Here is a 24575-nt window from a genome sequence, read left to right on the forward strand (position 1 = left end):
ATCAATTGTTTTTTGGAGACTTATCGACAGTTAGTTTTTTTTGATCGTGTTTACTTATTATTTTGTCTTCTAATTTTTTTGTTTGATTCAGAGATTTTGATTGTTTTATTTCTGTTAATTCAGCTTGCCATAAATAAAAACTATCATCTGTTTGAATATTGCTAATAATACATCTTAGATTATTTCCATCATTTTCCTTATCTGATATTATTTGGTACTGTTCCCAACTATCTGATAAATTGATATTAAGTGTTTTATATGATGTGTAATCTATTCCTGCTTCTTGAAATCTAATTCTAATTTCCCCAGAGCCTTTAAGCCAAATATTAAATTTAAAATTACCCTGTTTATAGTTAACTGCTTGTGCAATATGGCCATCTTTTTGCCCAGTACCAATTACTTTAATAGCATTATTTTTGCCATTTGGAGCTTTTTCTTTATTACTCAATACTTTTACATCATGTTTATACCATTTTGGGTTATCAAATTTATTTGGATAGAGTAAAAGATTGTTCTTTTCAGGAATTTTAAATTTATATACCTTTTTTGATGCACTTAGCCTTTCTTTTAAATCAGCATCGAAAAACTGTTCCTGAGGGACATAGTCTTCCAAACCTTTTATGATAGGAAGTTTTAATGGTGGGTCGTCTCTAAATAAATCTTCTACACTTGTTGGACGTTCGTCTTCTCGCCAATCAAAACCTTTGAGAACACGTTCCTTATCAGGGAATTGAGATTCAGGATACATATCACCATCTACTTGATTGAACCTAGTATATTCATCAATATCACCATCCTCAAACAGAATAGATATACTTCCTGATTTTGATTTATCTATACCAATAAGTTCTTGTTTATCATTTCTAGCATAAAAAATAGACTGTGCATTTTTTGTAACATCTACTTGTTGTAATTCATTTTTATCATTAAAAAGTCCCACTAAACGTTTACCTGAAATTTGATTGTAACCATTTTCACTAATTGTATCCTTACTAATGATAAATGCATTCTCAAAAACTAGTAAAGAGTCTATTTTCTGAGTTTCATTGTCAGAGAGTAAATGGATAGTGTCACCAGTCATTTGACTATCAAGATTCCATAAAATGGGTTTGCGCTTTACAGAAAATTTATCATTTGAGGTTAAACTAGGAATGTTTAAAAGTTTGGTAACCCCGGTTTTTTGGTCGGAGTGAATAGAATCAGACTTACCACTTAAATCTGTTTTAAAAATTTTCGCGTTATAATAGGCTCTAATAATACGATTTTCTGGTTTCCCCGTAACCATGATTTTATCTGCATGTATATAAACAGAATCTTGTTCTTGCAGAGTAATAGCTAATGCACGCTTAGTTATAAATAAGGAATCTTTGTCTTTAAAAACTTCAGCATAATGGCCTTTTACGATACTTTCATTTATAGTATCAGTAACTTTTATATTGTTTGTAGCAGAGGCAAAACTTGTGTTGTTATCAAAATACAAACTATCGCCTTCTATAATTCTATTATCATAATCAATTCTTGCCTTTTTTAAAGCATAACCTGTTTTGTTTTCAGTGTCATAGAAACCTTTTTCACAGTAAGTTTTACTATCTGGGGTTGTTATTGTTGAAGGACCAAATAAGTAAGCATGTTTTTTTTCATCATAAAAATCGAAGTAATTAGATTCAATTAAAGTGCTATCATTTTTAAGAATAACGTTTTCAACAAATTGATATTTTTTGGCATCCATGTAATAACGCCCAATTTTGCTAGTTATAGTTCCAGACGAATCTATTATTACAGTTCCATCGTTTTTATAAAAAGCTTGTTGCCTAAGCTTGTCAAAATACAGCGTGTCTGAGGATATTTTTGAGTCTGGGTTTTCTAAAACCACATTACCACTAGCAAAAGCAAATTCAGTAATGCCACTATATTCAATATAATCTGATGTCATATTAATAGTATCACCTTGTTTAAGGATTACATTTCCGTAAGCTTCAATAAAGTTTTCTTTACTGTAATGAATCGCTTTATCACACCAAAGGTTACTGCCTCCATGTTCTATATGAACTTGTTCTGCATCATCTCGAGTTAAAATTTTTGCTCCAGGATAATTGTCCTCGTCAATGGTTAATTTACCTGCGTATTCAATTTGAATTTTCTTTTTTGACTGAGCGTGTATATTAATTGTATGTGCTAAACCAATTAATAGAATAAAAAGTAAAGTTTGTAGTTTGTTCAAAATGAGAAAATATTTGTCGCAAAAATAACGATAATTATAATGTATAATTGTTAACAAACAAAAAACGCTCCAAAATGTTTTGGAGAGATTTAGAATACTTTTATTTACCGTAATTGTTTTATACTTAAAAATAGTTGCTCTATGACAGCACTCATTTTATCAATATTTAAAGTTTCAATAGTGTCATTTTTAGTGTGATAATTTTTATTTCTATAAAACGCAGTATTAGTTATCATAATAGCAGGGAAATTAAAAAACCAATAATTTCGATGATCTGAAAAATCTACACCAGAAACGGAACGATTACCTTTAAAATTTATGGTTTTAATTAAATGCTGTTGTTGCATCGAAGTGGAGATTTCATTGCCAAAATTCCCGCTTTTATCGCTTTGAGTTACTGTTATAAAATTCGCAGTATCTCCATACATTAATTTCATTTCTGGAATTGGATATTTTTGAGACCCTTTTCTTTCATCATAGTAACCTATCATCTCTAAACAGATCATGCCTTTAATGGGTATTTTGTTAGTATATAAATAATTGGCATGTATATAGCTCCCCATTTGTTTGGTTCCAAAAAAAGGGGGCTCTTCTAGAGTATATGCCACAAAATCAATTCTATAATTTAGTTTTTCTTTTGAAAGCAATCGTGCTAATTCAAGTATGCCAACTACACCGCTAGCATTATCGTCTGCACCTTGTTGATTACCACATACATCGTAATGGGCACCAATAATAAGTCTTTCTTTATGGTTTAAACCAATAGAGCCAATTACATTGTTGTAAATATTACTATTCACTGAAAAAGGTTGAAATACAACAGAATCACACACTTTAGACAATTCAGTTTTAATATAACTGGCAACTGTATCAAGTGTTTTTATATTTTGAAAGTTTCTGCTTTTATGGGTTTGAGTGATTTTTGTTAAGTCTGTTCTTATTCTATTTTGGTTTACAAATATGAGTGAATCTAAGGGCTTTGTTTGCGAGTCGACAAAGATTGATACTATTAAGAAACAAAAAATAGAATAGGATTTCATTAGTTTGAATAAGGTTTTGAGTTTTGTATGAATTCTAGCAACAATATTATTGAATAAACGCTCCAAAATGTTTTGGAGCGTTTTTATATATTAGATTACAATAAGTTAATAGACAAAAAACCAAGCCAGATTATCTGATTTTATAAATAAACTAAATGAAATTATTTTATTTTTTGCATCGTTTAGGAGAAAATATTGCAATATTCTCTCCTTATTTGAGTCTAATAATATATATATGTTATCTTCATATTTTGTAAAAGATGCTACCCCTAGACTATCTAAATCCTTGTGTTTTTTAAGTAAGTCTACTTTTGGTTTTTTAATATTTTTAATTTCATAGTTTGGTATTAACCACCCCATATTTTCACTCTTTCCTTTTCTAGTTTCTATAATTATATTTTTCGCAAAATCTTTTCTTTCATCCAAAGAAAGACTACTTTTTTTATTCAAATCTATATCTATGTATTTATCAATTATTATATTAGCTGGTATTGTTTCATCAAATAAATCTTGAGTGAATTGAGCTAACATTTTTTTTTGATTTGATTGTTGACATGAGATTAAATTAAATGTAATTATAAATAATACTAGAGTTATTTTTTTCATGTTAATGTAAATTTAGTTACAATCTCCTTGTTTATTAGGAGAATTACTTTTTATTTTTGAAATTGTTTTATTAGCGTCAGAATTCATTGCTCTAATCTCCTGTCCTAGCTTGCCTGGGCTTCTACCTTTGTAAGTAAGTTTTGACACAGTTGTTGAAGATAAATTCATATCTCCTAAATTACCAATTTCAATAGCAAAGTCTGCACAAGCATATTTATTTACATTATATGTGTTAGGAAATTTTTTAATGTATTCAGTGATTTTTGTCAATTGAGAACTTGTAATATTTTTTGAGATACTTATGTGATATAAATAATTATAGTTATTTCTTAATTCAGAATCATGATCAATGCCAATTCCTACAAATGCTTCATTAGAAGATGACTCAGGATAAAACCCTAATTGTCTTCTTATATTGCCTTGTTCAATTCCAATAAATGCATGACCTGGACCATTTTGTAAGGTATATATTTCAGCGGTGTTTTCTTCTGGTTGTTGAACATAAACTGTAAGTTTTGCCCTTTTTGTTAAATCAAAACATTTTAGTTCTTCATTGGGATCAATTTTTTCTGTATCATCAGTATTTGGAGCAAAATTAGCTTCAAAAATTATTTTTGCTTCTTCAAAACTTTCAATTTCTCTACCAATCAATGCATCAATAGCTAATTTAGTAAACTCTTTAGCAGCATCATTACAGTTATTCTCATTTAAAAAAATACTAATGGGTACTATATCAAATTCATCTTGGTCTTGTAACCAAGTTAAAGTATCAGCACTTAAATAATCTTCTCCTAGACCAGAATTCATACACCACTCAACAGATTCCCAAGCTAATATAGGTATGGTTACTGGATTGTTTGAAGGAGTACTTCCTGTATTATTACCTCCGCCTGTGCCACCATAACCTGTTGTGGAGTCGCCTGATTCTCCAGTGCTGTTTCCATCATCACCCCCTGATGGAGTTGAACCTCCTGTACAACCACCACCACTTCCTAGTACATTTTCAGAACTATAGCCTGGGCATCTACTTCCGTTTTCTTCTCTTCCTCCCATGTGGTCTTCGTTGCCATAAATACAATATTCATAAATTAATTCAACACATATATTATTTGTATAGTCATAATCAATAGGGGTTCTTTCTTTTCCAAAAAGTATATCAGTTAACTCTTCATCCTCTATCAAAGTACTGGTGATTTTTCCAGATATTTCACCAACATGTCCTTGCCTTATACTTTCATAGTCTCCTTTTGTCCAATCATAATTCAGTAAAACTAATGAATAACTTCCATTTGGTTCTAAAGAGACTACCAGGTTTTCTACATTCCCTTTATTATTTGGTCGGGTTACTGTAAAAGTATATGAATGATAGTTTCCATCAGTACTTTCTATATATTTGCATAGGTTAGTATGTACTTTTAAATCATATTTAACAGAATATTTATCTTTTCCATTTTTTGCATATATATTACTAGGGTTCCATTTTTCATTTAGCTTATTAAGTTTATTAGTTAATTTAGTATTGGCTTGAATTTCTGAAGACTCAAGGGTTGTAACATTAAAAGGATTTAAATGAGCTTGGTTTTTTGAGATTTCTAATTGTTCTTCTTCAAATCTGTTTTCTTTTTCACAATTAAAACACAAAAAAGAGATAGTTAATAAAAGAAATAATTTAATACATGTTTGATTCATTTTAAAATATTTTTGGATTATTTAATGAAACAATAGTATTATTAATTAAATGTATTAAAGTCCAAAATATCTATAAGGTTAAAGATTTCGGACTTCTTTTTTATATTCAGATGGTGTTTTTCCTGTATGTTTTTTAAAAGCAGTATAAAAACTAGATTTAGAGTTAAACCCAGCTTCTAATCCAATTGCAACAATAGTATAATTGTCATATTCTAAATTTATTAACATTTTTTTAGCTTCTTCAACTCTTAGCAAGTTTACATAATCATTAAAATTTTGCTTAAAACTCTTATTAATAAGTTGTGAAATATAGCCTTCACTCAAGTGTAGTTTTTCGGAAAGAATTTTTAGTGATAATGAAGGATCTAAATATAGCTTTGTGTCAATTAGTAATGAATGAATTTTAGATGATGTTTCAGAATTTTCCTTATTTTCTTTTATAATAGTAGTTTTCTCAATCACTAAAGAAGTCTTTTTCCTGATTTCTTTTCTTTGTTGGTATAATTTTTTTTGTTTAATAGAAGTATAAGCTATCCAGTAAATTAATATTGACATACCAATCCATAAAGGGTATAAATAATAATATCCTGATTTGTAGAAACTTTTAGTTAAGCTTAAAGATATAAACCATATTAAACAAAGTAATATGCCTATATTTAATATTCTACTCAGCCAATTAGTTTTTATTTCAACATTATGTTTGTCATAAAATTGATGTTCTTTTTTGTAGACAGATAAAAGTTTAAATATTAAAATTATTATGGCTATTGAAAAGAATATTGAAATATATTCAACTACTGTATTAAAGATTTTTATTATTGAAATGTCATGATGGATTAAATTTCGAACAAGAAGGTATACTATGCTTAATACAAAAGGAATAAATAAATAGATGCTTTTTAATTCATCAATTTTTCTATTTAGGTAACTTTTGATAAAAAGAAAAAAGAAAGGAAGTATTAAAAACTCAAATGGAATGAAAAGAATAGTATTATTTTCATATTTGTAACGCGGAATTAAGCCTGTATCAATAAACCAATATTGCAAATTACTAAAGGATAAAGCAAGAATAGTAAGTATCAGAAAACGATTCGTTTTTGTGTTTAGTTTTTTATTGAAGAGAATAATTAAACTAAAAAGAAAACCGAGAATAATCCCAATAAGAATTATTATATTAAAAACATTAAAATTCAAATCATTCATAAATCAAATATAAAGAAAAAGACTACTTAAAAAGTAGTCTTTATTTATGATTTAATATTATAATAAAAATATTATTCCCTAAAAATAGTCTGTTTTCTATCTGGTCCAACAGAAACAATCGTAATAGGAATTTCTAATTCTTTTTCTAAAAATGCAATATAATCATTCAATGCTTTTGGCATTTGCGATGCTTCAGACATTTCAGTTAAATCTTCATTCCAGCCACTAAAATCTGTATATATAGGTTCTACATTTTCAGGTTCAATATTATATGGTAAATGTTCTATTACATCACCTTTATACTTATATGCTGTACAAACTTTTAGCGTTTTAAAACCAGAAAGTACATCGCCTTTCATCATCATAAGTTGAGTAACACCATTTACTTGACACGCGTATTTTAAGGCTACTAAATCTAGCCAACCGCAACGTCTTGGTCTGCCTGTAGTAGCACCAAATTCGTTACCAACTTTAGCCATAGTGGCTCCATCTTCATCAAACAACTCTGTAGGGAAGGGGCCAGAACCCACTCGCGTGGTATATGCTTTGAAAATCCCGAAGACTTCGCCTATTTGATTTGGTGCAACTCCTAAACCTGTACAAGCACCAGCAGCGGTAGTGTTACTTGAAGTTACAAATGGATAAGTTCCAAAATCTATATCTAATAAAGAACCTTGAGCACCTTCGGCTAAAATACTTTGTCCTGATTTCTGCGCTTGGTAAATATATTCTTCAGAATCAATAAACTTCAGAGATTTTAGAACCTTTACAGCTTTAAAAAACTCTTCTTCTAATTCTTTTAAATCGTATTCAATTTCAACATTATAAAAAGCAATCATTGATTCATGCTTATCTGCTAGAGCCCTGTATCGTTCTTTCCAGTCACTTAATTCTAAATCACCAACACGAATACCATTTCTACCTGTTTTATCCATGTAAGTTGGACCAATACCTTTTAGTGTAGAACCAATTTTGGCTTTCCCTTTTGAAGCTTCACTGGCGGCATCAAGTAATCGATGTGTAGGTAATATAATATGTGCTTTTCTAGAAATTAATAACGATTTTCTATAATCAACATCTTGCTCTTCCAATTTATCCAGCTCCCCTTTGAAAATAACAGGATCTATTACTACACCATTTCCAACTAGGTTAGTGGCATCATCATGAAAAATTCCTGATGGTATGGTATGCAATACATGCTTTCTTCCGTTAAAAACTAAAGTGTGTCCTGCATTTGGTCCACCTTGAAAACGAGCTATAATGTTATAGTTTGAGGTAAGTACGTCAACAATTTTTCCTTTGCCTTCGTCTCCCCATTGTAGTCCTAGTAGTAAATCTACTGCCATTGTAAAAAATTAGTTATTGGTTGTTGATTTTCTATTTCCGTAGAAATAAAGCGAGTGGTTATTAATTTCAATATCGAAAACTTCTTCGATCGTTTTTTTTATAGATTGAATTCTTGGATCACAAAATTCAATAACTTCACCTGTATCTGTTAGAATAACATGATCGTGTTGTCTATCAAAATACGACTTCTCGTAATGTGCTTGATTTTGTCCAAATTGATGTTTTCTTACCAATTTACATTCTAAAAGTAATTCTATGGTATTGTATAATGTAGCACGAGATACGCGATACTTTTTATTTTTCATGTTGAGATATAGAGATTCAATATCAAAATGTTCTGTATTATTATAAATCTCTTGGAGTATGGCATAGCGTTCGGGTGTTTTACGGTGCCCGTTTTCTTCTAAAAAGCTTGTGAATACGCTTTTTACTATCTCTTGATTTTTTGAATCTGCCTTACTATCCATAATTTCGTCGCAAATTTACACTTTTTTAGACTCTTCTTACCTTATCTATACCATTAATTTTTTTAAGTTTTTCTAAAAGCTTTCTTATTATGGTATTATTCTTAACAACGACATTAATTTTACCTGAAAAAAGCCCGTCATTACTTTCAAAACTGATACTCTTCATATTCACGTGCATGTTTTCAGAAACAATACTAGTTATGTCGTTGACTAAGCCAATATGGTCTATACCAGTTAATTCAATTTTTGCTAAAAACTCTTGTTGTGTTGAATCTATCCATTTTGCTGGCATAATTCGGTATGCGTAGTTAGATTGTAAGCTTACCGCATTTGGGCAGTTTTTTTTATGCACTTTAATACCTTCGTTAACTGTTAAAAAACCAAATACTTTATCTCCCGGAATTGGGTTACAACAGTTTGCTAGTTTGTAATCAAGTTTTTCTTCTTCTTTACCAAAAACTAAAGAGTCATATTTTATAGTAACTTCTTGTTTTTCTAGGTCTTCTTTTGAAATAGTTTGTTTCCTAGAAATCTTATTTTTGATAAAACTCATCAATGCATTACTTCTTGATGAAGCATAGTTTTTTAGCATGGTATTATCAATAGTGCCTACTCCAATTCTATAAAACAAGTCTAGACTTGTTTTTAGTTTGAAATAGCTAACCATTTCGTTAATGGTTTTCTCATCAAGGGTAATTTTTAACTGTTTAAGTTTTCTTCTAAGAATTTCTTTACCGTCCTCACCAATACGTTTTTTGTCTTCTTTTAAAGCAGATTTTATTTTACTTCTAGAACGTGCCGTAGTGGCGTAGTCTAGCCAGTTTGGATTGGGTTTTACGCTCTCTGAAGTTATAATGTCTACTTGGTCTCCACTCTGTAATTCATGGCTTAAAGGTTCTAACTTTCCATTTACTTTTGCGCCACGAGTTTTCATCCCCACTTCTGTGTGAATACTAAACGCGAAATCTAAAGCCGTAGCTCCTTTGGGAAGTGATTTTAAATCTCCACCAGGAGTGAAAACAAATATTTCTTTTGAATATAGATTTAATTTGAATTGCTCTACAAAATCTACAGCATTCATATCAGGATTCTCAAGAGCTTCTTGTAGTCGGTTAATCCAGCTTTCTAAATTATCTTCTTTTTCGTTTACTTGCTTGTATTTGTAATGTGCAGCATAGCCTTTTTCAGCAATTTCGTGCATACGCTCACTACGTATTTGAACTTCAACCCAATTGCCTTTAGGTCCCATAACAGTTATGTGTAATGCCTCATATCCAGTGGATTTAGGAGAAGAGATCCAATCTCGTAATCGAATCGGGTTTGGTCTAAAATGATCTGTAACTATCGAGTAAATTTTCCAAGCGATAAATTTTTCGTTTACTGGATCAGAATCACATTTATAAATAATTCTAATAGCAAACTTATCATAAACCTCATCAAAGGAAACGCCTTGAGCAATCATTTTCTTTCGGATAGAAAATATCGATTTTGGTCTTCCTTTTATTATATAGTTTAAGTTTTCTTTTTTTAGAGAATTTTCAATGACTTCACTAAACTGAGCTATATAATCATCCTGCTCTTCTTTGCTTTCTTTTATTTTGCTAAGGATATCATTATAAACATCGGGCTCAGTATATTTTAAACCCAAGTCTTCAAGCTCTGTCTTTATATTGTAAAGTCCTATTCTATGCGCTAAAGGGGCATAAATATATAAGGTTTCAGACGCAATTTTAATTTGTTTATCTGGACGCATAGAATCCATAGTTTGCATGTTATGGAGTCTATCTGCAATCTTGATAATAATAACCCGAATATCGTCATTTAAAGTTAGAAGCATTTTTCGGAAATTCTCTGCTTGTAATGATACGTCCATATCTTTTTCCTTGCTTAAGGAAGATATTTTTGTGAGTCCATCAACTATAGTAGCAATGGTTTTTCCGAATTTTTTCTCTATGTCTTTTATTTCGTAATCTGGACTATCTTCTACAACATCATGAAGTAGGGCGGCAGCTATAGATGTGGCATCTAAACCAATTTCTTGGGCTACAATTTTTGCCACAGCAAGAGGATGGAAAATATAGGCTTCTCCAGATTTTCTTCTTTGGCTTTTATGGCCATCTAAAGCAACTTCAAAAGCACTTCTAATAAGTTTTTTATCTTCGTCTGAGAGTGTTGTATAACTTACTTTTAGTAACTCTTTATAGGCTTTAGCGATGGCAGCATTCTCCTTTTCTATAGCTTCCTCTGTCATAAATTAAAAGTAACACAAACAATATTAACAGCCAACTTCAAATTTGTTTTTTTCTAGCTAAATTTTAGATTCTAAAGATTTTAAGTATTCTACTAATTTTTGAATGGCTTTTCCACGATGTCCTATTTTATTTTTTAAGCTTAAATCCATTTCTGCAAATGTCATAGAATAATTTTTTGGTTTAAAAATGGGATCATAACCAAATCCTTTTTCTCCATATTTATGTTTAGTGATCTCACCTTTACAAATACCCGTAAATGTTTTTATATTATTGTCTAATTCAAGAGCAATAACAGTTTTAAATTGAGCGTCCCTATTTTTCTTGTTTACCAAATTTTTTAATAATTGATCCATATTATCATTGGTGTCTCTTTGTGGGCCAGCATATCTTGCGGAATACACCCCTGGTTCACCATTTAATGAATCAACTTCTAATCCTGTATCATCAGCAAAACAATCAAAGCCATAATGTGTTTTTATGTATTCTGCTTTTTGTATAGCATTTCCTTTAATAGTTTTTTGTGTTTCTGGGACCTCTTCAAAACAACCAATATCTTTTAGACTAAGGAGTTTTATATGTTTTGGAATTAAAGATTGAACCTCTTTAAGTTTGTTTAGATTATTAGTTGCGAAAACAAGTTGCATAGAATAAATTTTATGATTTCAAAAATACTGTTTATCTGTTTTAAATGAAATTGTACATCTTTAATTTTTAAAGCGAAAAATTTATAATCATTTTATGATTTTTGTTACCTAAAAGTATTTGGAAAACTTGTATCTTAGAATAGAATTTAACTCATTAAAGAAGACGATTATGACAGTAAATTTTCAGTATGTAAATGTAGATGTAAGTGAAACTCTTTCAGCTTTCACAAAAGAGAAATTAGAGAAATTATTTAACAAATATGAATTTTTAATAAGTGCCTCCGTGTATTTTAAACAAGACGATAAAGATCACGATAAAGGTAAAATATGTAATATAGAACTAAGTTTACCTGGGCCCCGAATTTTTGCTAATTCAAATGAACATAATTTTGAAGTTTCTGTACGCGAAACGATTAAAGATTTAGAACGTCAATTAAAAAAGCGAAAACAAGTTTACAAAACGCATTGAGAAGCTTATAATTACAAAATATTGAATGTAAAAATGGTTAAAATTTAAATTTTAACCATTTTTTATTGACGGAAATAACAGTTTATTTATGGTGATAGGGTTCATTTCGTAAAATAGTAAAACCTCTGTAAAGTTGCTCAATAAAGAATAAGCGAATCATTTGATGAGAAAATGTCATTTTTGATAATGATAATTTTCCATTAGCCTTTTTATAAACGTCTTCAGAAAACCCATAGGGGCCACCAATAACAAATACTAATTGTTTGATACCAGAATTCATGTGTTTTTGCAAATAAGATGAAAACCCTATAGAATCTAATTGTTTTCCATTTTCATCCAACAATATTAAAGTTGTATTTGGTGTAATGTTATTCAAAATAAGTTCGCCTTCTTTTTGTTTTTGTTGGGCTTCACTTAAGTTTTTAGAGTTTTTTATATCTGGAATAATGTTCAAAGAAAATTTCACATAAAACCCTAAACGTTTAATGTATTCGTCTATTAAGCTGATAAGTAGCTTGTTGTCAGTCTTGCCAATAGCTATTAGATTTATATTCATATGAGCAAAATTAGTATTTCCTATTTATGAATAATGCATTTAAATAAGAAAAAATCGAAAAATTCGTAAATGTAAAATATAATAAAGTCAATCAATTTCTTATTTTTGTTCACGATTAATTAGCAATATTATGATAACACAAGAGCAATTTGATACAGAAGTAAAGATGATTATTGCCAATGCAATACGTGAAGACGTAGGAGATGGCGATCATAGTTCCCTAGCTTGTATCCCAGAGAATGCCAGAGGAAAAGCAAAACTTTTGGTAAAAGATAAAGGGGTTATAGGTGGTGTGAATTTTGCTAAAAAAGTATTTGCTTATGTTGATAAAAACTTAAAGTTAGATGTTCGTATTGAAGATGGTTCAGAGGTTACCTTTGGAGATGTTGTAATGTATGTTGAAGGATCTTCTCAGTCTATTCTAAAGGCGGAAAGAACGGTGTTAAATGCTATGCAACGTATGAGTGCTATTGCTACTAAAACCAGAACATTTGTTGATTTGATTGAAGGAACAAAAACTAAAATTTTAGATACAAGAAAAACAACACCAGGAATTCGTGTACTAGAAAAATGGGCAGTTAAAATTGGTGGTGGTGAAAATCATAGGTTTGCACTATATGACATGATTATGCTGAAAGACAATCATATTGATTTTGCTGGCGGCATTACTAAAGCTATCGAGACAACTAAACAATATTTAGCCGAAACAGGAAGGAATTTACAGATTATGGTTGAGGCTAGAGACTTATTTGAAGTTCAAGAAATATTAAATAATGATGGAATTTACAGGATTTTGTTAGATAATTTCGATTATGAAGACACAAGAAAAGCAGTAAAGCTGATTGGGGATAAGTGCTTAACTGAGTCTTCAGGAAATATTAATGAGACAACTGTAAGACATTATGCAGAATGTGGTGTTAATTATATTTCTTGTGGTGCCTTAACACATTCTGTTCACAATATGGATTTAAGTTTAAAAGCTGTAAAGTAGTTTTATTACTTCTGAATAATACATTTAAGTTTACAAACCATCTTTATTTTAATAACTTTGCTGATACTAAAAAAGCAAATTATTAATGCCGAAATCCTTTGAAGAAAAGCTTGATGAAGTACCAATAGTAAATGTATTGGTGCGTTTTTTTAAGCAATTAAAGCTTCCAGGTCTTGAAGGTTTATCTTTTTATGATTTATTAGTACTTTATATAACGGGCATAGTAAAAGGTGCGCTTACTACACGGGCAAGTGCGATAGCTTTTAGTTTTTTTACAGCAATATTTCCTTTTTTGTTATTCGTTTTAATCATTATTCCTTATGTGCCAATTGATGATTTTAAAATGGAATTTTTGCAATTTTTGGAATCTTTCTTGCCACCAAGTACTTCTGATTTTTTCTTTCAGAATATTTTTGAAAATATAGATCAGACTGAACGCGGAGGCTTATTGTCATCTGTGTTTGTACTTTCAATGCTTCTAATGGCCAATGGTGTTAATGCAGTGTTTTCTGGTTTTGAATATTCTTATCATGAGCAGTTAACGCGTAACGTTTTTAAACAGTATATGTATGCATTAAGCATAGCAATAATACTTGTGTTTTTAGTTATTTTAACTATTATTGTTTTGGGTTATATTCAAATATATGTAGTACAAGGATTTGTCCATGCACTGGAAGATAGAGGTTTTGAAGTTGATTCTGGTGGCGTATTTTGGGCGGGTGTGGTTAAATATTTGTTTTTTGTTTTAATGATTTACATCGCTACAGCAACCCTATATTATTTTGGCACAAGAGAGGGTAAGGAATCTAGGTTCTTTTCAATTGGTGCTTTGTTTACTACATTACTTATCATGCTTACATCTTATTTGTTTGGTGTGTATATAGAAAACTTTAGTCAGTATAATAAGTTGTATGGCTCTATTGGAGCTTTGTTAATTCTTTTATTTTATTTGTGGCTAAATGCTAATATTTTGTTGTTAGGTTACGAGCTTAATGCATCACTCCAGTATTTAAAAAAGTATCCTAAAAAGGAAGAATAATTTTAATTTATCACATTCAGTTTATGTCTTTCTTTATAGATGTTATTATTCCAATTCCTTTACAAAAACTGTTTACGTATAGTATAACGCCATCAGAGGCCGATTTCTTAAAAGTAGGTATGCGTGTAGCTGTTCCTTTTGGGAAATCTAAAATATATACAGGTATTGTTTATAACATTCATAATAATGCGCCAATAGCTTATGAGGCTAAGGATATCCAACAAATTCTTGATGAAACGCCTATTGTAAATCAAACACAATTGCAACTTTGGGATTGGATTTCAAACTATTACATGTGTACTTTAGGAGACGTTATGCGAGCTGCATTGCCTAGTGCCTTTATTTTAGAAAGTGAAACGGTAATTACAAAAAATAGTGTTAAAGCTATTGATGAGTCAACTTTGAAAGATGATGAGTTTTTAGTTTACGAGGCTTTACATCATCAATCAAATTTAAAAATTCATGATATTTCTAATATTCTTGATAAGAGTAATGTAATACCTGTTATAAAAAGACTTATTGAAAAGGAGGCTATTTCTGTAGATGAAGAAGTCTATGAAAAATACAAACCAAAATTGGTGCGCTATGTAAAGTTGCATACTAATTTTACTTCTGAAAATGAGCTTCAAAGTTTATTGGATAATTTAAATAAGGCACCCAAACAGCGTGATGTGGTAATGACTTTGTTCTCTATTTCAGCTCAAACTAAAAAGCCAGTAAAAGTTTCAGATTTATCGAATGAAAGTGGTGCGTCATCATCTATTATTAAAGTTTTGATTGATAAAGGTGTGCTGGAAGAATATCATATTCAAACAGATAGGTTTCAATATTCAGGTAAAGATACAGAGGATTCAAAACAACTTAATAAGTCTCAAGAAACAGCTTTGGGTGAAATTAAGTCGTCTTTTGAAACTCATAACGTTACTTTATTACATGGTGTAACATCCTCAGGAAAAACAGAGGTTTATGTTAAACTTATAGAGGATGTCTTAAATGAAGGCAAGCAAGTATTATACTTGCTTCCTGAAATTGCATTAACGGCTCAACTTATTACAAGGCTTCAACATTATTTCGGAAAACAAGTAGCTATTTTTCATTCTAAATACTCAGTTCATGAACGTGTTGAGGTTTGGAATAACGTACTGCATAATTCCGCTAGTGCGAAAATAGTTTTAGGTGCACGCTCGTCTATATTTTTGCCTTTCAATAATTTAGGTCTCATTATTGTTGATGAAGAGCACGAACAATCATTTAAGCAATTTGATCCTGCACCGCGTTACCACGCTAGAGATACTGCTGTTGTTTTAGCTAGTATGTATCAAGCCAAAGTGCTTTTAGGTTCAGCAACACCAAGTCTGGAAAGTTACTTTAATGCTAAACAAAATAAGTATGGTTTTGTTGAAATTACAAAGCGTTATAATGATGTTTTAATGCCAGATATAGAGCTTGTTGATATTAAAGATAAGCTTAAAAAGAAGCGCATGAAAGGGCATTTTAGTGATAGACTCATTGAGGAAATGACTGAAACCTTAAAATCTGGACATCAAATTATTTTATTTCAAAATAGACGTGGTTTTTCACCAATTGTAGAGTGTAAAACTTGTGGGCATTCTCCACAATGTCCCAATTGTGATGTGAGTTTAACTTATCATCAATATAGAAATCAACTGCGCTGTCATTATTGTGGTTATAATATGGCAATGAAGCAGGATTGCGAAGCTTGTGGAAGTCAAGATTTAGATAACAAAGGTTTTGGTACAGAGCAAATAGAGGAGGAGGTAAAACAGTTGTTTCCAGAAAATAAAGTAGCCAGAATGGATTTAGATACCACCAGAGGAAAATATGGTTACGAAAAAATTATAACCGCATTAGAGCAGCAAGAAATTGATATTTTGGTAGGTACACAAATGTTAACCAAAGGTTTGGATTTTAGAAATGTAAAATTGGTAGGCGTTATGAATGCTGATACTATGCTAAACTTTCCAGATTTTAGAGCTCATGAAAGAAGTTTTCAGCTTATGTTACAAGTTTCGGGTAGGGCAGGACGAACAGAGGAGCGAGGTAAGGTGTTGATTCAAACTTATAATCCGCATCATAATATATTACAGCAAGTATCTACCAATAATTATATTGATATGTTTAATGAGCAGATGAACGATCGGTATAATTATAAATATCCGCCAGTATATAAACAGATAAAAATCACATTAAAGCATAAAGATTATAATAGAGTAGAGACAGCCTCCATATGGTATGCTAAATCTTTAAGGCAGGTTTTTAAAGAACATGTTTTAGGACCAGAATCTCCACCTATAGCTAGAATTAGAAATCAGTTTCATAAAAACATCTTAGTAAAGATACCCAAGCAACAATCGTTAGCAAAAACAAAAAAAGCTATCATTAAAATTAATAATAGCTTTTTAAGTATAAAAGATTTTCGGTCGGTTAAAGTAATTTTAAATGTCGATAACTTTTAATTTAGTTGTTAATGTTTAAATATTATTTAAGGCATCAACTAGTTGTGTCTTCTTGTTTCTACTTAAAGGAATCTCGTAAGCACCAACTTCAACATTTTTGCTGTTAAATCTATCAATCTTATCAAGATTCACAATGTAAGATTTGTGTATTCTTAAAAACTTTCCTTCTGGTAGTTCAGCTTCAAAAGACTTCATTGTAGAAAGTACAACTAAGCTGTTTTCTTCAGTAACAAGTTTTACATAATCACCAAGGGCTTCAATCCACTTAATGTCTTTAATGTAAACTTTACGTTTTTTAAGATTACTCTTTACAAAAATATGTTCACCCTCTTCTTCGTTAAAGTCTAAAGTCAATCTATGTTGTTCTAAAGCTTTATCAACAGAGGTATTAAATCGTTCTCTTGTAATGGGTTTGTGTAAGTAATCGGTAGCGTCATAATTAAATGCTTTAAAAGCATACTCAGTTTTACCGGTTACAAAGATAATTTGGGGTTTGTTGTTTAATACGTCTAAAAGTTCAAATCCATTCAACACTGGCATTTCAATGTCTAAGAAAATAAGATCAACTTGATGCGTATTTAAACCATTTTTAGTTTCTAAAGCACTACTGTACTCTGCTATTAAGTTTAGAGAAGGGTGATTCTCGACTAACTTAACAATAGAGAGACGTTGTATTGCTGAATCGTCTACTACTACACAGTTTAAAGTCATAACATTTTATATTATTTCGGTTAAGATATCGACAATAGTACGAATAATTCGGTTAAAAACCAAAAATCATCGTTAAAATGCGCTTTTTAACATAATTTTAACAAATTTGACTTAACGCTTTTTTGCTAATAAATAGGAAGACTTATTGTTGTGTAATATATAGAATTTATTTATTTTTGCAGCCAATTTTTAACAATAAAAACGATTTTTATGAATCATTATGAAACTGTTTTCATCTTAAATCCCGTTTTATCTGAAGATCAGATAAAGGAAACAGTAAAGAAATATGAAGATTTTCTTGTTTCTAACGGCGCTAAGATGGTATCAAAAGAAGATTGGGGGCTTAAAAAATTAGCTTATCCAATCCAAAACAAAAAAAGTGGGTTTTATCACTTATTTGAGTACGCCGTATCAGGTGAAGTAATTGACGCTTTAGAAATAGAGTTTAGACGTGATGAGCGTTTTATGCGTTATTTAACTGTGAAGTTAGACAAGCACGCTATTTCTTGGGCAGAAAGAAGAAGAGAAAAACTTAAACAAAAAGCGTAATTATGGCAACATCTATAGAACAACAATCAAAAGGAAAGAAAGACGGTGAGATTAGATATTTAACGCCTCTTAATATTGATACAAACAAAGCAAAGAAATATTGCATGTTTCAAAAAACTGGAATCAAGTACGTTGATTACAAAGATCCAGATTTTTTAATGCGTTTTATAAACGAGCAAGGTAAAATTTTACCACGTCGTTTAACAGGAACATCTTTAAAGTACCAAAGAAAAGTAGCCATAGCTGTAAAAAGAGCACGCCACTTAGCTTTAATGCCTTACGTAGGAGATTTATTAAAATAAAATACACATAACAATGGAACTTATATTAAAACAAGACGTTGAAAATTTAGGATTTAAAGACGATGTTGTAACAGTTAAGAACGGTTATGGTAGAAACTTTTTAATTCCTCAAGGACAAGCCATTTTAGCAACAGTATCTGCTAAGAAAGTTTTGGCAGAAAATTTAAAGCAACGTGCTTTTAAAGAAAAGAAAATAGTTGATGATGCTAATAAAACTGCTGAAGCAATTAAAGCATTAGAAATTAAAATACCTGCAAAAGTTGGTTCTGGAGACAAATTATTTGGATCTGTAAACAACATTGATGTTGCGGCGGCTTTAGAAAAAGAAGGACAATCAATTGATAAAAAATTCATTACAGTTACAACTGTAAAGCGTTTAGGTAAATATACTGCTGTAGTACGTTTACACAGAGAAGTGTCAGTTGATTTAGATTTTGAAGTTATTGCTCAAGCAAAATAAACTTTAAAAAATACATAGTATAAAGCCTCAACCTAGTTGGGGCTTTTTTTATAGAATTATTAGGTATCTGTTTTTACAGAATATAAAAATTGATTTTTGTTTATGAAATATTCTAGACTTACAAAAGAGCAGTTTGAAGAATTACACCAAGAATTTATTAATTTTTTGGCAACACAGTCTATAACCCACGAAGAGTGGACCAATTTAAAAACTAATAAGCCAGAAATGGCTGAAATGGAGTTAGATGTTTTTAGCGATCTAATTTGGGAAGGCGCCTTAAACAAAGCTGAATATTTAGAGCATTTTGCACCACAACATATGTATTTGTTTCATTTTGATGAAGCTAATATGCATGCCATTGTTGTAAATGTTAAGAATGAATCGATTGATATTACTACACAAGAAGGGTATGATTGGCTTCGTGAAAATTTGATGGATGATAATGTAGAGTTTTTGCAAGCCGATAAAGAATACTCTGAAGATAAAAATCTAGATAAATTTAAAATGATTGAACAAGGTGCTGTAATTACAAAAGGCGAGTTGTATCGTTATTTTGATAAATTAATAAATTAAATTGAACCGTTATTGCGAGGAGTAACGACGTGGCAATCTGTTTAAAATTAAGTAAAGAGTTTTAGTTAAAGAGATTGTTAAGCTTTTTTTCTCATGAAAAAGCTCACAATGACGTTTTCATTAATTATTTTTGTCTTTGAAGCAGATAGATGCTTTATATTTCCTGCGATGGCAGGGATCTATATAAAATAAAAAACACAATCATTAAAAAAGATTCCCGTTTCTACGGGCATATTATGGCTCAAAAACCATCAACTCCAAAAGGAACCAGAGATTTTAACCCAGAACAAGTAGCAAAACGAAACTATATTTTTAATACCATTCGTGGTGCTTTTGATAAATTTGGATTCCAACCTATTGAAACACCAAGTTTTGAAAACTCTGAAACCTTAATGGGAAAATATGGAGATGAGGGGGATCGATTGATTTTTAAGATTTTGAATTCTGGGGATTTTTTATCTAAAGCTAATCAAGAAGCATTTTCTCAAAAGAATTCTAATAAACTGACTCCGTCAATTTCTGAAAAAGCCCTTCGTTACGATTTAACGGTGCCCTTCGCTCGTTACGTAGTACAACACCAAAACGAGATTGAATTCCCGTTTAAACGTTACCAAATACAACCTGTTTGGAGAGCAGACAGACCACAAAAAGGGCGTTTTAGAGAATTTTATCAATGTGATGCTGATGTGGTTGGAAGTAAATCACTATGGCAAGAAGTAGAGTTTATTCAATTATACGATACGGTTTTCTCAGCTTTAAAATTAGAAGGTGTTACTATTAAAATTAATAATAGAAAAATACTTTCCGGCATTGCTGAGGTTATTGGTGCCTCTAATAAATTGATTGATTTTACTGTTGCTTTAGATAAGTTAGATAAAATTGGAGAGGACAAAGTGAAAGCAGAAATGCTTTCAAAAGGTATTTCTGAAGAAGGTATTTCTAAATTACAACCTTTATTCTCTTTATCTGGTTCTTTTGAATCTCAAATAGAAAGTTTAAAAGATATTTTATCATCTTCTGAAGAAGGTAAAAAAGGTATTGAAGAGTTAAGCTTTATTGATAATGCTATTTCTGAACTAGGTTTATCAATAGCTACGTTACAGTTAGATGTTACTTTAGCCAGAGGTTTAAACTATTATACAGGAGCTATTTTTGAAGTAGCAGCACCAAAAACAGTAAAAATGGGTTCCATTGGTGGTGGTGGGCGATACGATGACCTCACTGGTATCTTTGGAATGAAAGATGTAAGCGGTGTTGGTATTAGTTTTGGTTTAGACCGTATTTATTTGGTTCTTGAAGAATTAGGATTGTTTCCAGAAACTATTTCAAAAAATGTTGAGGTATTATTTATTAACTTCGGTGAGAAAGAGGCTCTTTTTAGTTTAAAAGCCATAAAACAATTACGTTTAGAAGGTATTAACGCAGAATTGTACCCTGATGCTGCTAAAATGAAAAAGCAAATGAATCATGCTAATAAACGCCATATTCCTTTTGTAGTTCTAGTTGGAGACGACGAAATAAACTCAAATAGATATACACTTAAAAATATGATTTCTGGAGAACAGGAAAAAGTGTCTCTTGATTCTTTAGTTAATAAAATAAAGAAGTCCTGAACGTCAATTCAGGACTTGAAATAAGTTAAGTAATAAGAGAAGATTTTTTGGTTGTGACTAACTTCAAATAACTCAATTAATAGCTCAACTTATTATTTTATTGATATTTTTTTAGAAATTGTTCCAAATTCAGTTTCAATCTTTAAAATATAATTACCAGTTTTAATTTCGTTAGCATTATATTCAATATAGCTATTGTTAGAATTTGTGTTAAATTTAAATAGAGTTTGTCCAAGAATATTAAACATTTCTATGGCTTCAATACGTTTAGAGGCTGGATTATTTATTACAATGCTATTTTTTTTATTTGAAAAATAAACTTCAATTTCTTTATTTTCATTTTCTTCAGTACCAAGTGTTTGATTTTTAGAAAAAGTAATTTCAAAACGATTTAAATATACACCTGATGCTAAGCGAGTTTCGTATTTTCCCGTTTTCAAATCATGATAAATATTTAAATACTTATCGTGTAAATAGATTTCTAAATCTTGAGGCGTATATTCTAATTTATCAATTTTTATACTGTTTAATCCATCAGTTTTTGTGTGAATCCCCAATGGGATTTTTGTGTTTTTATTAATCTGATTAATACCTTGAATAATAAATTTTTCTTTATTAATTAACCAATACATATCGTCAATTTGAGTATCTATGTATTTAGAGTCATATCCCCAATCATAACCTTCGGTAGCATTTTCATCAACGGTAATTAGAAGCTGTCTTTGAAGTGTATTTACAGACTCAAATCCTATTCTTAATTTCATTCGGGTATCATTGGTTATTGAAGTCGCTTTATTAGACTTTTTAACTTGTTTATAGGCAATGTCTTCAGTTTCTTCTATATAAAATACACGTTGTCCATTATTAAAATTAATAGTACCATTAGTTTCTGCAGTTGTATAAAACCCTTGGCCAGAGGGGATGTATCTGCTTGGTATATCTGTTGCAGAACCTCCAGATGATATTGTGTTATTTACACTAGTTGATGCTGCAGGAACACCACCTGAAAGTGAGTAGCTAGCATAACCACCTTGATATTCACTTGCTAAATGTGAACCGCCTCCCCAATGCTTCCAAAAATAAAGTGTTCCGTTGATTGCTCCAGAATCAGAATTACTTGATTTATTATCTTTAATGAATTGAATGGCATCTATAGCAGAAGGGTATGGATTACCAATTAAATAATCGTTTCCCGCATATACAGTTAAGTTAATGTCTCCATTATTTGGTTTTCCTTGAATAATGTAGTTTTGTTCATCACTAATTGATCCAGTTCCGGGGCCTTTCATTGTAAAACCTTCACCTGCTAAAATCTCTCCTAAGCTTCTAACATGTAGCCATGACGAATAATTATCACTTGTATTATTTGTGAATTTCCAAATCCAATAATCTGCTATAGATACTGGTGATGGAACTCCATCATGTCCTGTTGTTAAAAAGTCAACATTAGTAAATATACCCTTAGTAGTATAGCTACCTTTTGTATTTTGAACTGGTGAAGACCAATAGTTATAAGTAAATTTATCAGCTGTCCCTTTTAAATCCTTTTCTAAAATTCCAGAACTTGATAAGTCTAATGTGCTATTTTCTGTTTGAATTAATTGAGAATCTCCATCTAAATCTAAAATTCCGTTTACTTTTAAATACCAAGAATTATATAAGGCTGAATTTTGATTTATTTTTAAAGTAGCATTTTCATTTATAATTAGCCCTAAAGTTGTTATATCTTCATAGATTTTTAGGTTTCCATTTACTTGAATAATTGAATGAAGAGGTATACTTTCAGTTATATCCCAAACATCACCATGAATCCAATTATTAGCGCCAGTAAAGTTTCCACTACTAGATGATGTTGTTATATAGGGTAGAGGTGCTGTGAAATCTTGGTTTTCTTGAAATACCCCCATATTATTCAATTTACCATTGGTATTTGAGTTAGATAAATCTTGAACAAAACCAGTGTCTACATTTTTCATATTGTAATAAAGGATTAAATCATTCCAATTAAGACCTTCAATATCTTTAGGTATTATTATTCCTTTAATATTTCCTAGACTATTTTCAATTTCTTGATTTATTTGTTGATGCAATTGATTTATACTTAAATCTTTATTGAAGACTTTGCATTCATAGATAGATCCTTTGAAATAGTTGTTATCAAATTCTGTATTTCTACCAATCTCAAAGTCATGATTTAGATTCCATTCTTCAGTATCAATAATAGTTGAGCCTTTTAAATCGGGCTCTGAGTAATTCCAGATAATGTCTCCATTTAGTAGTAAAGCTACCTCACCTGTATTGCCATTAAATTTTAGTGCCACATGGTACCATAAATTATCTTTCAAAATTATATTTGATAAGTTTTGAGAAATAACTTCTTTACCAGTATTAGATTTTAAAAATGCTTTTAAATGTTTATTTGAATCTATATATATCCTAAAATTACGTTGCCCCATAATATCACCGCTATTAAAGCCATCGTCAAGTTTAATCCAAGACATCATAGTTACTTCTGATCTTCCTCCTAAGAAAGCTTCTCTGTTTATATAATCATTTTCGCCATCAAAGTCTATAGTCTGTACAGTGCAAAAACTGATATTACCGATTCCAGTTGCATGTAGCTCATTGGGGTTGCATGTATCACAATCTTCCCATAAAAAAGAAATACTCTTTATGTGATTATTATCAGCATAATTAACACCTACAATAGAATTTGTACCAGATGATAAGTTTGCTGTAGCATTAACAACACCAGTATCGTTATTTGAAGTGTATGTTGGTTGAGTTGAGTTTGTAAATTCTGGGTAAATTGTATTTCCATTTTTGTCTTTACCTGTAAAAGTATATTTATCTCCTTTGGAGTTAATTACGTTTATATGATGTATATCAAAAGAAAATGCATAAACAGGTTTACTAAATGTAACAGTACAAGTAATACCTTCATTAGATAATCCATTTGTTAATAAATCGATTCCTTTGTATAAATAACTAGATTGTGTTCCTACTTTAGGGGTTTGTCCTGACCAATAACCAAGGTTATCAGTATCTCCAGTAAATTCAATAGTAATATCGATTCCAGAGTTATTTACATTCGTATATGTATTAGAGAGTGATCCTGGTTGCCAGTAATGATCATCACTTGTTCTACTTGTTGTCCAATTTAAATTAAAGTTTTGTCCACAATTAGGTTTTGGGTGTAGTTGGGCGTATGTTTTGGACATACAAAAACTTAGAGAGAGAAATATAATTATAGCAATATGTTTCATAAGTAGGTATTTAGTTTGGAGCTAAATATTTAAATAAATTATTTGGGTTAGCTAATATAGTATATTTTTTAAAATAATCGACAAAATGTTTAATAAATCC

General features: G+C 30.4%; 21 protein-coding genes. 9 read left to right on the forward strand and 12 right to left on the reverse strand.

Annotated elements, in window-relative coordinates; all coding sequences use genetic code 11:
* Position 1 precedes the first annotated feature (1 nt).
* From Q0772_RS15410 to Q0772_RS15450, 9 genes are all read right to left on the reverse strand, one after another.
* On the reverse strand, positions 2 to 2221 hold the full coding sequence (locus Q0772_RS15410; RefSeq protein ID WP_298346628.1) for an OstA-like protein: 2220 nt from the start codon (positions 2219 to 2221) through the stop codon (positions 2 to 4).
* Positions 2222 to 2325: 104 nt separating this feature from the next.
* Positions 2326 to 3327, reverse strand: coding sequence for a M28 family peptidase (locus tag Q0772_RS15415; protein ID WP_298346630.1), 1002 nt, complete (start codon positions 3325 to 3327; stop codon positions 2326 to 2328).
* Between the two features lie 39 nt (positions 3328 to 3366).
* Positions 3367 to 3867 (reverse strand): hypothetical protein, encoded by a 501-nt coding sequence (locus Q0772_RS15420; RefSeq protein ID WP_298346632.1) that lies wholly within the window; start codon positions 3865 to 3867, stop codon positions 3367 to 3369.
* Between the two features lie 12 nt (positions 3868 to 3879).
* Positions 3880 to 5556: a hypothetical protein gene (locus Q0772_RS15425; protein ID WP_298346634.1), complete on the reverse strand. Its 1677-nt coding sequence runs from the start codon at positions 5554 to 5556 to the stop codon at positions 3880 to 3882.
* A gap of 78 nt (positions 5557 to 5634) precedes the next feature.
* Complete coding sequence (locus tag Q0772_RS15430) at positions 5635 to 6750, reverse strand: helix-turn-helix domain-containing protein (RefSeq protein WP_298346637.1); 1116 nt, start codon at positions 6748 to 6750, stop codon at positions 5635 to 5637.
* A gap of 80 nt (positions 6751 to 6830) precedes the next feature.
* Complete coding sequence (locus Q0772_RS15435) at positions 6831 to 8105, reverse strand: adenylosuccinate synthase (protein WP_298346639.1); 1275 nt, start codon at positions 8103 to 8105, stop codon at positions 6831 to 6833.
* Between the two features lie 9 nt (positions 8106 to 8114).
* On the reverse strand, positions 8115 to 8573 hold the full coding sequence (locus tag Q0772_RS15440; protein WP_298346641.1) for a transcriptional repressor: 459 nt from the start codon (positions 8571 to 8573) through the stop codon (positions 8115 to 8117).
* A gap of 25 nt (positions 8574 to 8598) precedes the next feature.
* Positions 8599 to 10824 (reverse strand): RelA/SpoT family protein, encoded by a 2226-nt coding sequence (locus tag Q0772_RS15445; RefSeq protein WP_298346643.1) that lies wholly within the window; start codon positions 10822 to 10824, stop codon positions 8599 to 8601.
* Positions 10825 to 10881: 57 nt separating this feature from the next.
* Complete coding sequence (locus Q0772_RS15450) at positions 10882 to 11469, reverse strand: non-canonical purine NTP diphosphatase (RefSeq protein ID WP_298346645.1); 588 nt, start codon at positions 11467 to 11469, stop codon at positions 10882 to 10884.
* A gap of 169 nt (positions 11470 to 11638) precedes the next feature.
* Here Q0772_RS15450 and raiA point away from each other — a divergent pair, with 169 nt between their 5' ends.
* On the forward strand, positions 11639 to 11938 hold the full coding sequence (raiA, locus tag Q0772_RS15455; RefSeq protein ID WP_298346647.1) for a ribosome-associated translation inhibitor RaiA: 300 nt from the start codon (positions 11639 to 11641) through the stop codon (positions 11936 to 11938).
* Between the two features lie 82 nt (positions 11939 to 12020).
* On the opposite strand, the gene rlmH is transcribed toward raiA, so the two are convergent.
* The gene (gene rlmH, locus Q0772_RS15460; protein WP_298346649.1) at positions 12021 to 12494 is read right to left on the reverse strand and encodes a 23S rRNA (pseudouridine(1915)-N(3))-methyltransferase RlmH; all 474 of its coding nucleotides are present in this window, start codon (positions 12492 to 12494) and stop codon (positions 12021 to 12023) included.
* A 130-nt stretch (positions 12495 to 12624) separates the two neighbouring features.
* On the opposite strand from rlmH, the gene nadC reads away from it, so the two are divergent.
* The 3 genes from nadC (at position 12625) to priA (ending at position 17001) form a co-directional block, all read left to right on the forward strand.
* Complete coding sequence (nadC, locus tag Q0772_RS15465; protein WP_298346652.1) at positions 12625 to 13485, forward strand: carboxylating nicotinate-nucleotide diphosphorylase; 861 nt, start codon at positions 12625 to 12627, stop codon at positions 13483 to 13485.
* Between the two features lie 85 nt (positions 13486 to 13570).
* Entirely contained in the window at positions 13571 to 14524 is a 954-nt protein-coding gene (locus Q0772_RS15470; RefSeq protein WP_298346654.1) for a YihY/virulence factor BrkB family protein, read from the forward strand.
* Positions 14525 to 14547: 23 nt separating this feature from the next.
* Positions 14548 to 17001, forward strand: a complete 2454-nt coding sequence (priA, locus tag Q0772_RS15475) for a primosomal protein N' (protein WP_298346656.1) — start codon at positions 14548 to 14550, stop codon at positions 16999 to 17001.
* Between the two features lie 15 nt (positions 17002 to 17016).
* Here priA and Q0772_RS15480 read toward each other — a convergent pair whose 3' ends face one another.
* Entirely contained in the window at positions 17017 to 17712 is a 696-nt protein-coding gene (locus Q0772_RS15480) for a LytTR family DNA-binding domain-containing protein (RefSeq protein WP_019388305.1), read from the reverse strand.
* Positions 17713 to 17922: 210 nt separating this feature from the next.
* On the opposite strand from Q0772_RS15480, the gene rpsF reads away from it, so the two are divergent.
* The 5 genes from rpsF (at position 17923) to hisS (ending at position 21209) form a co-directional block, all read left to right on the forward strand.
* Entirely contained in the window at positions 17923 to 18261 is a 339-nt protein-coding gene (gene rpsF / locus Q0772_RS15485) for a 30S ribosomal protein S6 (protein ID WP_298346661.1), read from the forward strand.
* Positions 18262 to 18263: 2 nt separating this feature from the next.
* Positions 18264 to 18563: a 30S ribosomal protein S18 gene (gene rpsR, locus Q0772_RS15490; protein WP_298346663.1), complete on the forward strand. Its 300-nt coding sequence runs from the start codon at positions 18264 to 18266 to the stop codon at positions 18561 to 18563.
* Between the two features lie 13 nt (positions 18564 to 18576).
* Positions 18577 to 19023, forward strand: a complete 447-nt coding sequence (gene rplI / locus Q0772_RS15495; RefSeq protein ID WP_298346665.1) for a 50S ribosomal protein L9 — start codon at positions 18577 to 18579, stop codon at positions 19021 to 19023.
* Positions 19024 to 19125: 102 nt separating this feature from the next.
* Entirely contained in the window at positions 19126 to 19596 is a 471-nt protein-coding gene (locus tag Q0772_RS15500; RefSeq protein ID WP_298346667.1) for a DUF6495 family protein, read from the forward strand.
* A gap of 236 nt (positions 19597 to 19832) precedes the next feature.
* Positions 19833 to 21209: a histidine--tRNA ligase gene (hisS, locus tag Q0772_RS15505; protein WP_298346669.1), complete on the forward strand. Its 1377-nt coding sequence runs from the start codon at positions 19833 to 19835 to the stop codon at positions 21207 to 21209.
* 92 nt (positions 21210 to 21301) lie between these two features.
* Here the strand turns inward: hisS and Q0772_RS15510 are convergent, their stop codons facing one another.
* The gene (locus tag Q0772_RS15510; protein WP_298346670.1) at positions 21302 to 24430 is read right to left on the reverse strand and encodes a T9SS type A sorting domain-containing protein; all 3129 of its coding nucleotides are present in this window, start codon (positions 24428 to 24430) and stop codon (positions 21302 to 21304) included.
* Positions 24431 to 24575 lie beyond the last annotated feature (145 nt).

Source organism: uncultured Algibacter sp., from assembly GCF_947490405.1.
GTDB lineage: Bacteria > Bacteroidota > Bacteroidia > Flavobacteriales > Flavobacteriaceae > Algibacter_B.

Coding starts and splice junctions, on each gene's coding strand:
- Q0772_RS15420 (WP_298346632.1), bottom strand. CDS start 3,867: ATGAAAAAAATAACTCTAGTATTATTTATAATTACATTTAATTTAATC.
- Q0772_RS15425 (WP_298346634.1), bottom strand. CDS start 5,556: ATGAATCAAACATGTATTAAATTATTTCTTTTATTAACTATCTCTTTT.
- Q0772_RS15435 (WP_298346639.1), bottom strand. CDS start 8,105: ATGGCAGTAGATTTACTACTAGGACTACAATGGGGAGACGAAGGCAAA.
- Q0772_RS15440 (WP_298346641.1), bottom strand. CDS start 8,573: ATGGATAGTAAGGCAGATTCAAAAAATCAAGAGATAGTAAAAAGCGTA.
- Q0772_RS15445 (WP_298346643.1), bottom strand. CDS start 10,824: ATGACAGAGGAAGCTATAGAAAAGGAGAATGCTGCCATCGCTAAAGCC.
- Q0772_RS15450 (WP_298346645.1), bottom strand. CDS start 11,469: ATGCAACTTGTTTTCGCAACTAATAATCTAAACAAACTTAAAGAGGTT.
- raiA (WP_298346647.1), top strand. CDS start 11,639: ATGACAGTAAATTTTCAGTATGTAAATGTAGATGTAAGTGAAACTCTT.
- rlmH (WP_298346649.1), bottom strand. CDS start 12,494: ATGAATATAAATCTAATAGCTATTGGCAAGACTGACAACAAGCTACTT.
- nadC (WP_298346652.1), top strand. CDS start 12,625: ATGATAACACAAGAGCAATTTGATACAGAAGTAAAGATGATTATTGCC.
- Q0772_RS15470 (WP_298346654.1), top strand. CDS start 13,571: ATGCCGAAATCCTTTGAAGAAAAGCTTGATGAAGTACCAATAGTAAAT.
- priA (WP_298346656.1), top strand. CDS start 14,548: ATGTCTTTCTTTATAGATGTTATTATTCCAATTCCTTTACAAAAACTG.
- Q0772_RS15480 (WP_019388305.1), bottom strand. CDS start 17,712: ATGACTTTAAACTGTGTAGTAGTAGACGATTCAGCAATACAACGTCTC.
- rpsF (WP_298346661.1), top strand. CDS start 17,923: ATGAATCATTATGAAACTGTTTTCATCTTAAATCCCGTTTTATCTGAA.
- rpsR (WP_298346663.1), top strand. CDS start 18,264: ATGGCAACATCTATAGAACAACAATCAAAAGGAAAGAAAGACGGTGAG.
- rplI (WP_298346665.1), top strand. CDS start 18,577: ATGGAACTTATATTAAAACAAGACGTTGAAAATTTAGGATTTAAAGAC.
- Q0772_RS15500 (WP_298346667.1), top strand. CDS start 19,126: ATGAAATATTCTAGACTTACAAAAGAGCAGTTTGAAGAATTACACCAA.
- hisS (WP_298346669.1), top strand. CDS start 19,833: ATGGCTCAAAAACCATCAACTCCAAAAGGAACCAGAGATTTTAACCCA.
- Q0772_RS15510 (WP_298346670.1), bottom strand. CDS start 24,430: ATGTCCAAAACATACGCCCAACTACACCCAAAACCTAATTGTGGACAA.